Here is a 12,927-nt window from a genome sequence, read left to right as displayed (position 1 = left end):
ACTCCTACATTCCCGGTGGTGGACCCATTGTTTCGCCCGTATCACAGCGACCAATTGAATTATCGGCTAATTGACCTTTAAAACGAGGCCCTATTTGATAAGGAAAAGAAGGCTGTAATTTACCATCACTGTCTAACGTTAGTGTTATATGGTAGTGATAACCCTTACCATCGTTAGTATCGTGGCCGTTATGCTCATCTAATTGAGCACCGGTTACTGTTTTTTGTGCGTAGTAATAATCTTCAAAGTAGTAACCATCGTCGGCATTTAATGTATTACCTGAGAGCGTCGTTACTTCTGCGCCAATAGCAGGACCTGCATCACTTGTTTGTGTGCCTTGGCTAACATCGTATTGATCAACTAAGGTACAGCTTCGCTCGCCCTCAGTACCACAACCACCCTCACTTTCTGATGCGCCATAATCACGCATTTCCCAGCCGCTTAATGCAAGTTGACCGTTACTTTCATAAGGACCATAAAGCGGATAACCATCAGCTGCAAACCCATAAATAGGTGAATGCGCATCGCCATCATCTTCAAGTAAATCAGCTAAGCAACTAGTGTAAAAATGGTGATGATATTCACCGTTAGCAGCATGTCCGCCACACACATCAACATCATATTGCTCAGCAATGGGCGCTAATGTATACCAAATATTATTACCGTAGCTCATACCATCGCCCCAGTTAAATATACTGGTGCCATTAACCATTAAGCCAACTGTACCTAAACCTGTTTCACAAGTTTCAGTGCTGCTGTTATAGCCAATATCTTCACCAAAGGAAATGGTTTGACCTACTGCTGCTGAGGTTACACCGTTATAAAAATCAGTAGCTGCACGCGGGCGATTATTAAGTGCGTCTACTTGGTCTTGTGTAAGTGTTACGTCATATTTAGGAATGTCAGTTGTTTGCACATACATGTATTCAACGTCAGCATCTTCCTCAGAAACAGTAACAACCTCAACTGATTGAACATCTTCAACCACTGCGCCATTGTTTTGTATATAAGTAGAGGTTGTATCGTTGTTAATTAACCAGCTGGTAAATTTTGCACTATTATCAACTGTATCTGAGTCTGATGAAGCAATAACATTAACTATAACTGTATCTACAACGACATCGTTTGTGCCATCATCTGCACTGATTTCAAATACAAGTGCTTCATCGGTTAAAACTTCAGGTGCAACAAACTCAGTAGACGTTGCAGTACTTGAAGATAAACTAACGGTAGTGCCTGATGTTTGTGACCAGCTAACAGATACTTCGCCATCATCTTCAACTGTTGAAATTAAATAAACGGTATCGCCCGCATTAACAGTTTGGTCAATACCGGCGTCAACAGTTGGAGCACTATTACTGACCGTTTCGCCGTCTGTTGTAGTACTTGTAGAATCGCTATTACATGCGCTTAAAGCAATACAAAGCGCGCTTAACGCAAATAACTTAGTGGCATTAACGGCTTTTGTTTTAAGAAGTGTTTTCAATGCTTGAACCTTTACTTTAACGTTTAATAAAACAAAGTTAACAAGTAAAAGTGCAAACAATGTGCACAAACAAAGGAAGAATCTATATTAAAATTACAACTGTGGCCTTTTAAGCAAAAACTTATCTTTGGTTGTACTAAAGTAATCGCCGCCCATTTTGCCCACTGCATTTAATAATTCAGGGTCAATATAGCCACCACTCATCACTTCATCGTCTATACAAATACCCACTACATCCAGCAACATCATTGTTCCACCGCCAGGCTCATTTGAAATACTAATAACTTCGCGTAACTTACATTCAAACCGTACTTTTGAATCGGCAACGCTTGGCGCGTTAACTAACTTACTTGGAGCTTGGGCAATGTTAACTGCATCAAACTCGCTTATATCACTAGGATAATTTGCACAACTTTGGTTCATTTTTTCAACTAGCTCTTGGCTGACAATATTAACCACACATTCTTTAGTTGCCATTAGATTACTGAGCGTATCTTTATTCGTTTTATCACTAGGGTTTACTTGCGTAACACTTAAAACAGCTGGCTTGCAACTAGCCACAGTAAAAAATGAATAAGGCGCAATATTTGCAATACCTTCGCTATTTAATGTACTTATCCATGCGATAGGTCGTGGGCTGATACCGCCTACTAAGTAAGAGTAAACATTTTGGTTGGTATTTTCGGTGAGATCTAAAAACATATTTTTTCAACTAAATAAGAATATCAACATGCCTAATATCTTAATCCGATGAAGGTTGGGGTTAAAGAAGATTTACAAATGAGAAAAGTTAAAAAGTAAAACCGAGCCTTCAGGCTCGGTTTTCAATCCATTTAGCAAGGCGCTACATTATTGAATACTCTGACTTTTGTTTTTAAATCAAATGCAGCATAAGCTGCAACAATAATAAAACACCCCGCAGGCACAACATAAGAAAACGCGACACTGTATGTATCAATAAACACAGCTTGGAATACAGGAACTATCGCTCCACCTAAAATAGCCATTACTAAACCAGCAGCACCTAGTTTTGCATCATCGCCTAACCCATGTAGTGAAATCGCGTAAATAGTTGGAAACATTAATGATAAGCAAGCCGATATACTTACCAGCGCCCATACGCCACTTATATTTGGCATTTTCACCATATAAAAACACAGCAGCATTGCAATAATAGAGGTTGCCATTAACAGTTTGGCAGGACGAATAAATCCCATAAGCCAGGTCATTACAAATCGAGAAACTAAAAAGGTGATCATACTGTATTGTAAAATACTTCCCCCGGTAACTTCATTTGTATCGAGTGCCTCCATTACGTACTGGATGGTAAATGTCCATACACAAGTTTGCGCCGCAACATTAAAAAACTGGGCGATAACACCAAAGCGGTAATGGGTATTCTTAAACAAGCGCTTTAACGTTGCACTAAATTCTACATGCTTAGAGACTTTTTTTTGCTTACAAAAATTAGGTGTTTTAGTAAACGCAATTGCCAACCAAATAAAAACCAACACACAAGCCATACCAACATAAGGCACCATAACTGCATCAAGTTCTGCGCTTATAATGCTAGTTAATTGCTCACTATTCATATTAGTGCGCTCACCAGAGGTTGCTGTATTGAGCTTTGGTAAAATAAGGGTGGCGGCTAAAAAAACACCAATGTTAGTACCGACAGGGTTAAATGATTGCGCCAAATTCAACCTGCGAGTTGCACCTTGTTGGGTGCCCATTCCCATTACATAAGGGTTTGCTGATGTCTCTAAAATAGATAAGCCTCCAGCTAACACAAACAAAGCCACTAAAAAAAAACCATAAGTCATTGCTTGGCTGGCGGGATAAAACAAAAATGCTCCGATTGCAGCCATCCCTAAACCGGTTAACACACCTGTTTTATACGAAAAGCGTTTATTGATATATGCCGCCGGAATAGCTAAGCAAAAGTAAGCTCCATAGTAGCTAAATTGTACCAGTGCAGACTGCACTGACGACATAGTAAAAATTTTACTAAACACTTTTACTAGCGGATCAGTCATGTTTGCCGCAGCTCCCCATGCAGCAAAGCACAGAACAAGTAAAATAAAGGGAACCACCATCTCCTTGGAGACAAGAGGTGTTTGTGTGTGTGTGGTCATTGCCGTGTCTCAGTTGTTAATGTTAAGTAAAGCATTTAACCAGTTAAATATCATTCCGTCAATAAATCAACTATAGTTATTTATTGACCTCCTGTGACTTATTTATACTCTGTCGTAAATTTAATAATAAGAAATGAACCCGGCAATAAAGCTAATATAGTCGCCAATTACACACACTCGGTGTACAATTAATCAGGTTATTCAAGATAATAACAACTAGGTAGGAATAATTATCAAATCTAAAAACCCTCGACTCTCTTTACAAGAAGGCCGAAGCCAATCTGGCCTGCGTGCTCATAATGAACGCCGAATTATGTCATTAATTCGCCAACACGGTAGTGCTCCAAAAGCTGAAATAGCACAAAAAACAGGGCTTTCAGCACAGGCCGTCACAGTAATTATCAATAGTTTAGAAGCCGAATCGTTATTAATACGGAAAGACCCTCAGCGTGGTAAGGTTGGCCAACCAACCATCCCATTTGCGTTAAATCCAAATGGTGCATTTGGAATTGGCTTAAAAGTAGGTCGTCGCAGTTTTGATTTAACCTTGATTGACTTAGTAGGAAATATACGCGCAACTTTGCACGAAAACTGCGCTTACCCCACAGTACAGAGCTTGCTAACCTTTTTAGAGAAAGGGATCAGCGTACTTAAAATGAGCTTAAGTGACGAATTAGCCAAGCGTATCTTAGGTGTGGGTGTTGCAACCCCTTACGAAATTTGGAACTGGACAGAAGAAGCCGGCGCTCCAAAAACAGTATTGAATGAATGGAAGTCTTTTGATTTTAAAGAAAAAATAAATCAAATTGTACACCTTCCCGTGTATGTATGTAATGATGATACCGCGGCTTGTTCAGCTGAATTAAGCTTTGGTAATCCTGCTCGTTTTAGCGATTTTTTATATATTTTTATTGGTACTTTTATTGGTGGTGGAGTTGTTATAAACGAAACCTTATTTACCGGTAAAAAAGGTAATGCCGGCGCTATAGGCTCATTACCTAGGCCTATGCTTAATAGTGAAGGTCAACTAACCTCCCAACAACTTATTATGCAATCATCACTGTATATTCTCGAAAAAATGCTCAAAGGTGATGGCTACAATACTGACATACTGTGGAGTTCAAAAGAGTATTGGGGAGACTTAGGCCCCGTACTCGATAAGTGGATAGACCAAGTTGCAGATGGTCTCGCCTACGCGGCATTGTGTTCTTTAGCTATTTTTGATTTTGAGGCGATTGTCATTGATGGCGCCATTCCTATCAATGTCAGAGAAAAAATAGTTTTGGCAACAAAGTTAAAATTGAGCCAGGCTGATCATCGCGGTATTAATCGCTGTGAAGTACGAAGTGGCTCTATTGGCGCCAAGGCTCAATCAGTAGGCTGCGCTAACCTACCGTTACTTATCAACTTTTCTCAAGATCACGCAAGCCTTTCACACCACTAATATACTTTAACCTTAAAAAGCAGCCATCGGTAACGTTGGCTGCTTATTTATTTTTTATCAGAGGTAAAAAATTCACTCAAACAATCAAAAAGCTGTACAAAAAATAATAAGTAATAATAGTTGATTTATTATTTTAAGTTCTCTACATTCTATTTACAAATTTGATAACACTGACATGTTTGATTAATAAAACCGCAAATTTGTATACACACACAACAAAGAGAGAACAGAAAAATGAAAGTATCAGCAAAAATGACTCTAATTGCAGTCGCTGTAGGTCTATCCATATCCCCTAACGCCTTGTCACAAGAGCAACAAGAAGCAAAAAGTGATTTAGGGTTTGAGCGCATCATTGTAACGGGAACATCTCGGCCAAAAGAGAAAATCGAATCAACTAATGCAATAACTACCTTTAACGAAGCAAAGTTAGAGCAATTGGCTCCGCACAGTGTTGCTGAATTAGTGCGAAGTATTCCTGGTTTTCATGCCGAAGACACCGGTGGAGAAACCGGTAACAACGTAGCCCCACGAGGCTTTCCGTTATCAACGCAAACAGAGTTTACAGCACTACTTCGTGATGGTATGACCGTGTTTTATAATCAAGATATTTTATTTACTCAAAATGATCGCTTTACCCGTTTGTCTAATTTTGTTGGCAGCGTTGAAGCTATTCGTGGTGGTGCCTCGTCAATTTTTGTTGGTAGCGCGCCAGCTGGGTTTATTAATTTTATTTCTCGTGAAGGCTCCGATGATACCCAAGGTGATGTGTTTTTTGAAACCAACAGCAACAACCGCCTAGGTGGACAAGGTTGGGTTAGCGGATCAATAGACGATCAGACAACCTATGCTGTTGGCGCTTGGTATCGCAAGGATGACTCCGCACGCGATCCGGGGTATACAGCTAACCAAGGTGGTGAGCTTAATGGCAATATTAAGCACTTTTTTAAAGATGGCAGCAGCTTTACCCGCTTTGAGTTTAATAAACAAAACGATAGATCATTCTTTTTTATTCCTCAGCCATTAATAGGCTCAACCACCAATGCTAAAACAATCCCAGGCGGGATGGATATCAGAGATGGCACCACCGGTAACTCAGCAGGTGCGCGTTTATTAACTCTTAATAACACCCCAAGCGGCGACATTGACTTAGATATTGCAGATGGTAACTACGCTAATGTGACCTACTTTGGCAATACAACCGAAATTGAAATTAACGAAAACTTAGTCTTTTCAAATCAAATGCGTTATACCGATATGCTAACAACCTTTTCCGGCATCATTAACGTAGGTAACGCCGAATCGTTAGCTAGTAAAGCACAAGCTATATATGCTGCAAATACTGATGTCCTTGCAGGTGCCATGGTTGATGGTAACCTAAGTTACGATATACGCGATGCAGGAAACGGCTTTGTATTGGCTGATTCAAGCAACGTAAATACCTACAACACCAATGGATACGGAATAAACGCAGGCTTTTGGCATAGACGTTTTGAAGGCGATAACTTTCAAAACGAAACCAGATTCAACTACACCTTTGATGATGTAGGCGAAGGGACTCTTTATGCTAATTTTGGCTTATTCTTCTCTAATATTAATGGCCATGTTACCGACTATCGAATTAATACACTGCAATCAGTAGAGCCCCTGCCGCAGCGCTTAGATGTTGTATTTACAGATGCACAAGGTCTTGACATTGCCAGCGGTACTTACAAAGGTATTCAGGCTGGATCACATGGTTTTGCCGATATTGTTTATAGTGAAAATACCCTGGCGCCCTTTGCTGACTTTGAATACGAGCTTGAAGATGTGTCGTTTAATCTGGGCCTAAGGTACGAAACCCTCAAAGCAGATGGGGAAGCGCAAAACCAAGCTAATTACACAATTGACAGTTTTGCCAGCGATACTGATACCGTCAATGGGAATATTACCCTGCCCTTTGGTGATGGGACTTACCGAAACTTTAATGTTGAATACAACGAAATGGCATGGACAGTTGCAGCTAACTACAAATTTAACGACGACTTAGCGGTATTCACTCGATATGCAGATGGTTTTCGTATGCCTGATGTAGATAAATACATGGCGATTACCAACCTAACTAGTCAAGAGGAAATTAATCAATTTAATAACTCTGAGAGACGTGAAACACAACCAACTTCAACGGTAATGGCCGAAGTGGGCATTAAATATAACGAAGGTGATGTCGCAGCATTTGTAACCGGTTACTTCGCCGGTGCGGATGATTTATTCTTTAATGTACCTACTGTTGAAAATGGTCAAGTAGTGCAACGTCAAGCCTTTAGAAACACAGAAACCTTAGGTGTAGAAGCCGAATTTAACCTGCAAATCACCCAAGACTGGCGCATTGGTGTATCTGCAACGTACCAATCACCCGAATTTGTAAACACACCAGCGGCGCAATACTTGGATGCTAATGGAAGCTCTGCCTCTATTGATATAAACGGCAACTTACCTGTACGTGTGCCTAAGCACTTTGGCCAATTAACTAGTAGCTATCAGTTTGAAGATTTTTCGTGGGGTATGGCAGCTATTCATGGTAGCTACTCTTGGAGCGGTAAACGTTATGCCGACGACGCCAACACAGCAGAACTGCCTATGTATGGCATGTTAAACCTTGGTTTATCCCTTGAAAACGAAGACGGTTATTACCTTCGTGCCGATGTTAAAAACCTAAATAACTCAGAAGGCTTATCAGAGGGAGATCCTCGCGCAGGTGAAACGGTAGCAGGTCAAGCAACTACATTTAATGCGCGCGTTGTCTTACCTCGTACCTTTAGCCTTACTATTGGTAAGCGTTTTTAATTTTACTCTAATCTAGGGTATCTTCATGCAAAGCGATACCCTCGCAATTTTTAGGAAAATATAATGGAAGTAGTTGCAATTGGTGAAGCTTTAATAGATATACTCTCACATGACTGCATGCACAATAAGGCATCAAATAGCGAACTAGACTTCACACAGTTTGCCGGAGGCGCACCCGCTAATGTTGCTGTAGCCGTAGCAAAGCTTGGTGGTTCAAGTTATTTGCTTGGTAAAGTAGGCAATGATAAATTTGGTCGCTTTTTAATAAATGCACTCAAAATGTATAATGTAAACACATCTTATGTTGGCTTTTCAAAAAAAGGGAAGACGGCACTCGCGTTCGTATCGTTGGATGAAAACGGTGAACGTACATTTGAATTTTACGATAAAGATGCTGCACATTACGATTTACAAATAACCGATTTAGAGCCCTCTTTATTTTCAACACCTAAAATTGTGAGTTTTTGTTCAGGCTCTTTTGCAAAACCTTTAGTATTAAATACAACCTTACATGCGCTAAAACACTTTAAAGAATCAGGCTCGGTTACATGCTTTGACATTAACTTTCGTTCAGCCTTCTGGGATGAACCACTCACAGCTAAATCTGTTATTGAGGATGTTGCTAAAACAGTTGATGTTATTAAAGCGAGTAAAGATGAGCTGATCTCGCTTTATGGAATAGAGCATATTGATACCACTATTAGAAGTTGGGTAGATAGTGGCGTAGCTTTAGTTTTAATGACCGATGGTGGCGAGCCTATTACTTTTTCATCTAGCTCATTTAGTGGTACTTATCCTTGCCCTCAGGCATATGTTGTGGATACCACAGCTGCAGGCGATGCGTTTGTAGGTGGTTTTTTATATCAAATATCTTCGCTAGTGAGTAATAAAACAGAATTTACTGACTGGGCAAATAACTTTACTAACGTTTCAAAGGCTATCGACTTTGCTACTAAATGCGGAGCCAAAACAGTAGCAACGTTTGGAGCCTTTGATGCCCTACCTACATTCCATGATATCTCGGCGAGTACCCTTAAATCTTCGTGTCGATGTTAAAAACCTAAATAACTCAGGAAACTTATCAGAGGGAAGTTTCACTCAGGTGAAACGGTAGCAGATCAATCAATTATATTTAATGCGCGCGTTGTCATATCTCGTGTCTTTAGCTTTACTATTGGTAAGCGTTTTTAATTTTACCCTAACTGAGGGTATCGTCATACAAAGCGATACCCCCGCAAGTTTTAGGAAAAGATAATGGAAGTAGTTGCAATTGGTGAAGCTTTAATAGGTGTACTCTCACATGACTGCAAGTGCCAAAATTGCTTAAGTATCACGGTAATTCTCCCTATTTATAATACTTCTTTTATTGGCGACTCATTTTAGTATCACCTTAACATGAGTTGCCTATATCTAAATCGTTTTTACACTAGTCTTCTTTTACATTTAATACGTATTGGTTTTGTCTTATTATTTATAATGCCACGGTTTTAATATTGCCAGTATGAAAGAAAAAATAAACATCGTGTGGTTTAAACGTGATTTGCGTCTTAGCGATCATCAACCATTAAAAAATGCATTCAGTAATGGCTTACCGACCCTATTACTTTATAACTTTGAGCCATTACTGCTCGAAGATGCACACTACAATGAGCGGCACTGGCGCTTTGTATATCAATCAATAGTTGAGTTAAACAAGCAACTAGCGCGTTTTAACGCCTGTGTTTATATATTTAATTTAAATATGAGCGATTTACTTGAATCGTTAAAGACGCAGTTTGAAATAGTTAATATTTTTAGCCATCAAGAAATAGGCTTAAACAACACCTTTGAGCGCGATAAGGCAATAAAAGCATGGTGCCAGCATAACCACATTAATTGGCAAGAGTCGCAAACAGGCGCGGTAATTCGCGGCAAAAAAAATCGTAATAATTGGAACGAACGCTGGCAGCAAACAATGCAAGCACCTATTGCTGTTCCTAATTGGAAGAGTATAAAAACAATTACCCTCAATAACTACCAAACACCTGAGCTACCAAGCGCTTACACGCAAGATCACGACAGCTTTCAACAAGGTGGCCCGCTGCATGCGCGAACTGTAATGCAGAGCTTTTTTGCCGAGCGCGGTAAAGGTTATCAAAGGGGAATATCGAGCCCAAGTTTAAGCCAAACACATTGCTCCCGACTTTCGCCGTACTTAGCGTGGGGGAATATTAGCCTTAGGCAAGTGTATCAAATGGCCATTGATGAATATCATTCAAAACACCCTGATAAAAGAGGCTGGAAACGCCCACTAGCAGCGTTTGTATCGCGCTTGCATTGGCACTGCCATTTTATGCAAAAGTTTGAGAGCGAGTGCTCTATGGAATTTTTAGCCCTTAATCCAGGCTACCATGTATTTCCGTATCGCGATGATGAACATGTTAAAAACGATATTGAACGCTGGGCGCAAGGTCAAACAGGTATTCCCATTATTGACGCTTGCATGCGCTGCTTAAAAGCCACCGGTTATATCAACTTTAGAATGCGCGCCATGCTTGTAAGCTTTGTCACGCATCATTTAAATATAAGTTGGCAGCAAGCAAGCTTTCCGCTCGCTAATTACTTTTTAGATTTTGAGCCCGGAATTCACTATCCGCAAATTCAAATGCAAGCCTCGGTAACAGGCATTAACACCATCAGGCACTACAACCCAATTAAACAATCAGAAGATCAAGACCCAACAGGTTCGTTTATTAAAAAGTGGTGCCCCGAGCTTGAAAAACTCCCTATTGAATATTTACATCAGCCTTGGGAGCAAACTCCGATGGAGGCACTCTTTAACGACTTTAAGCTAGGGGAGGATTATCCCGAACCGATGCTTGATTTAACAGCAGCCTCAAAAGAAGCACGCGAACGCTTATGGCAATACCGTGAGCGAGCCGATGTTAAACGCGCCATAGGGAGGATTCTTAAAAAGCACGTTGGGGGTACTCAAAAAGTTACTCGAACAAAAAGTAAAACGGATACTAAAAGTAATAGCAAGGCTAAGTAAGCATGGCGCACAAAAAACTAAACTTACCTCAGAAAAAATGCCCTATTTGTAATAAACCTTTTACGTGGCGTAAAAAATGGCAGCGCGACTGGGATAACGTTATTTTCTGTTCAGAGCGCTGCAGGCGTAATAAATAAGAGTAATAATTAACTGGCGTCTATTTTGCAGCATCATCAGTAATTAGTGCTTTTAAGGCTTTATATAAGTTTATTTTGTAAATAACGCTTAGCTAACCTGAAAAGCTTACACTCAAGCAAGGAGAAGATGATGACGATTAAAAAAACGGCAAGTTCAACATGGTCTGGCGACATTAAAACAGGCAAAGGTAGCATATCAACTCAAAGTGGCGCGCTTAATAAACAACCATATGGTTTTAATACCCGCTTTGAAGATGAGGCAGGCTCAAACCCTGAAGAATTAGTAGGTGCAGCGCATAGTGCATGTTTTAGTATGGCGCTTTCACTTGCATTAGGTGATGCAGGCTTTACCGCAGATAAAATTGATACTAAAGCCACTGTAAGCCTTGATGAAGTAGATGACGGTTTTTCGGTGACGCATATTGCCCTTGAGGTAAAAGCGCGTATTGATGATATTCAAAATGAGCAGTTTCAAGCTTTATGTGAGCAAACTAAAAAGAGCTGCCCTATTTCAAAACTCTTAAATACCGAAATATCACTAGATGCGACTCTTCAATCAGCATTTTAAATATTTAGACTTAATTATTTAAATTTAACTATTTAGATTTAACTATGTAGACAGTCCCTTACTAAAAAAGCCAAGTAAGTAATTACTTGGCTTGCTTATTATAAAGAAATATCTCTAGATTCATTCCTACTCAAAGTACTTACTACAAGCCCTATTCCCATCCCAATTGCTGGCCATACTACCCATATATAACTAGGCGAAGTTAGTAAATTTATAACGCTTAGCAAAGTTAAAATAAGTAAATATACTTTAATTTTTTTACCTAATGTCACTGTATTTTTCATTTATATTCTCCAAGTAATGTATGTCGCTATTATTGTTTTAATAAGCAACATACACACCTGCTAAATGTCACTAAGTGGTCTGACATTAGTCATCACTTTTCATTTAATTACATAGTTATTTATTATGTATAAAAACATAAAAAACAATACTTTAATCTATTTGTGTTAGAATCTAATCTCAACTAACCTAAACAAATAAACATAAGAGGATGAGCTAAATGAGCGAAAAATCAAAAGATTGTGAAAAAGTTACGTGTAGTAACTGTGCTGACGCTAACGATCTCGAATTTGATTTTTCAATGGCTTTTCAACCGATTATAAACTGTAAAACTCGCCTAATTTATGGATATGAGGCATTGGTTAGAGGTTTAAATGGCGAGTCTGCTTATTCAATCATTTCAAAAGTGAATGAAGACAACCGCTATGCATTTGATCAGCTTTGCCGCATCAAAGCCATTCAATTAGCCGCAAAGCTTGGCATAACATCAATGCTAAGCATTAACTTTTTACCTAATGCTATTTATAAACCAGAGCGATGTATACGCACTACACTAGACGCTGCAAAAAAATATAACTTCCCAATTCAAAATATTATGTTTGAATTTACTGAAGTAGAAAAAATAGAAGACACCGCACACATAAAGCGCGTTGTTGATTACTATCAGTCTCTCGGATTTAAAACCGCCACTGATGACTTTGGTGCAGGTTATTCTGGTTTAAATCTACTGGCTGACTTTCAAACAGATATTATCAAGCTGGATATGGCGCTAATACGCGATATTAACAACGACAAAAAACGCCAACTAATAGTAACTCATTGCTTAAATATGTTTCGCGATTTAAACATAACCGCACTGGCTGAAGGCATTGAAACGGTAGAAGAATATAAGTGGCTTAAAAACGCAGGTGTTGAACTTATGCAAGGGTATTTATTTGCCAAACCAAGCTTTGAAAACTTGCCTGAGGTAAATTTTAAGGACATAGGTGCTGATTAGTACTCAACACCTATTATTAAACCT

General features: G+C 39.4%; 11 protein-coding genes. 7 read left to right on the top strand and 4 right to left on the bottom strand.

What is annotated here, in order from left to right:
- Window positions 1-4: 4 nt before the first annotated feature.
- From RB214_RS04745 to fucP, 3 genes are all read right to left on the bottom strand, one after another.
- The gene (locus RB214_RS04745; RefSeq protein WP_309168498.1) at window positions 5-1,546 is read right to left on the bottom strand and encodes a YHYH protein; all 1,542 of its coding nucleotides are present in this window, start codon (window positions 1,544-1,546) and stop codon (window positions 5-7) included.
- 33 nt (window positions 1,547-1,579) lie between these two features.
- The gene (locus RB214_RS04740) at window positions 1,580-2,188 is read right to left on the bottom strand and encodes a flavin reductase family protein (protein WP_309168497.1); all 609 of its coding nucleotides are present in this window, start codon (window positions 2,186-2,188) and stop codon (window positions 1,580-1,582) included.
- Between the two features lie 131 nt (window positions 2,189-2,319).
- On the bottom strand, window positions 2,320-3,621 hold the full coding sequence (gene fucP / locus RB214_RS04735; RefSeq protein ID WP_309168496.1) for an L-fucose:H+ symporter permease: 1,302 nt from the start codon (window positions 3,619-3,621) through the stop codon (window positions 2,320-2,322).
- A 313-nt stretch (window positions 3,622-3,934) separates the two neighbouring features.
- On the opposite strand from fucP, the gene RB214_RS04730 reads away from it, so the two are divergent.
- From RB214_RS04730 to RB214_RS04705, 6 genes are all read left to right on the top strand, one after another.
- On the top strand, window positions 3,935-5,065 hold the full coding sequence (locus RB214_RS04730; protein ID WP_375144334.1) for an ROK family protein: 1,131 nt from the start codon (window positions 3,935-3,937) through the stop codon (window positions 5,063-5,065).
- Window positions 5,066-5,299: 234 nt separating this feature from the next.
- Window positions 5,300-7,888, top strand: coding sequence for a TonB-dependent receptor domain-containing protein (locus RB214_RS04725; protein ID WP_309168495.1), 2,589 nt, complete (start codon window positions 5,300-5,302; stop codon window positions 7,886-7,888).
- A gap of 63 nt (window positions 7,889-7,951) precedes the next feature.
- Window positions 7,952-8,944 carry a carbohydrate kinase gene (locus tag RB214_RS04720; protein WP_182673746.1) on the top strand — a complete coding sequence of 331 codons (993 nt, stop codon included), beginning with the start codon at window positions 7,952-7,954 and terminating at the stop codon, window positions 8,942-8,944.
- Window positions 8,945-9,389: 445 nt separating this feature from the next.
- Window positions 9,390-10,919 carry a deoxyribodipyrimidine photo-lyase gene (locus RB214_RS04715; RefSeq protein WP_309168494.1) on the top strand — a complete coding sequence of 510 codons (1,530 nt, stop codon included), beginning with the start codon at window positions 9,390-9,392 and terminating at the stop codon, window positions 10,917-10,919.
- Window positions 10,920-10,921: 2 nt separating this feature from the next.
- On the top strand, window positions 10,922-11,056 hold the full coding sequence (locus tag RB214_RS04710; RefSeq protein ID WP_309168493.1) for a DUF2256 domain-containing protein: 135 nt from the start codon (window positions 10,922-10,924) through the stop codon (window positions 11,054-11,056).
- 130 nt (window positions 11,057-11,186) lie between these two features.
- Window positions 11,187-11,624: an OsmC family protein gene (locus RB214_RS04705; protein WP_024593544.1), complete on the top strand. Its 438-nt coding sequence runs from the start codon at window positions 11,187-11,189 to the stop codon at window positions 11,622-11,624.
- A gap of 98 nt (window positions 11,625-11,722) precedes the next feature.
- Here the strand turns inward: RB214_RS04705 and RB214_RS04700 are convergent, their stop codons facing one another.
- The gene (locus RB214_RS04700; RefSeq protein WP_309168492.1) at window positions 11,723-11,908 is read right to left on the bottom strand and encodes a 2TM domain-containing protein; all 186 of its coding nucleotides are present in this window, start codon (window positions 11,906-11,908) and stop codon (window positions 11,723-11,725) included.
- A 218-nt stretch (window positions 11,909-12,126) separates the two neighbouring features.
- Between RB214_RS04700 and RB214_RS04695 the strand changes: the two genes are divergently transcribed.
- Window positions 12,127-12,903 carry an EAL domain-containing protein gene (locus RB214_RS04695; protein WP_309168491.1) on the top strand — a complete coding sequence of 259 codons (777 nt, stop codon included), beginning with the start codon at window positions 12,127-12,129 and terminating at the stop codon, window positions 12,901-12,903.
- Window positions 12,904-12,927: the final 24 nt, after the last annotated feature.

It is taken from the genome of Pseudoalteromonas sp. HL-AS1 (assembly GCF_031198785.1).
GTDB lineage: Bacteria > Pseudomonadota > Gammaproteobacteria > Enterobacterales > Alteromonadaceae > Pseudoalteromonas > Pseudoalteromonas distincta.
The sequence above is the reverse complement of the archived record's forward strand: the minus strand, read 5'-3'. Positions and strand labels throughout refer to the sequence as shown.

Bases quoted from the DNA above. Each gene is read 5' to 3' on its own strand.
- RB214_RS04740 (WP_309168497.1), bottom strand. From the start codon at position 2,188: ATGTTTTTAGATCTCACCGAAAATACCAACCAAAATGTTTACTCTTAC.
- fucP (WP_309168496.1), bottom strand. From the start codon at position 3,621: ATGACCACACACACACAAACACCTCTTGTCTCCAAGGAGATGGTGGTT.
- RB214_RS04730 (WP_375144334.1), top strand. From the start codon at position 3,935: ATGTCATTAATTCGCCAACACGGTAGTGCTCCAAAAGCTGAAATAGCA.
- RB214_RS04725 (WP_309168495.1), top strand. From the start codon at position 5,300: ATGAAAGTATCAGCAAAAATGACTCTAATTGCAGTCGCTGTAGGTCTA.
- RB214_RS04720 (WP_182673746.1), top strand. From the start codon at position 7,952: ATGGAAGTAGTTGCAATTGGTGAAGCTTTAATAGATATACTCTCACAT.
- RB214_RS04715 (WP_309168494.1), top strand. From the start codon at position 9,390: ATGAAAGAAAAAATAAACATCGTGTGGTTTAAACGTGATTTGCGTCTT.
- RB214_RS04710 (WP_309168493.1), top strand. From the start codon at position 10,922: ATGGCGCACAAAAAACTAAACTTACCTCAGAAAAAATGCCCTATTTGT.
- RB214_RS04705 (WP_024593544.1), top strand. From the start codon at position 11,187: ATGACGATTAAAAAAACGGCAAGTTCAACATGGTCTGGCGACATTAAA.
- RB214_RS04700 (WP_309168492.1), bottom strand. From the start codon at position 11,908: ATGAAAAATACAGTGACATTAGGTAAAAAAATTAAAGTATATTTACTT.
- RB214_RS04695 (WP_309168491.1), top strand. From the start codon at position 12,127: ATGAGCGAAAAATCAAAAGATTGTGAAAAAGTTACGTGTAGTAACTGT.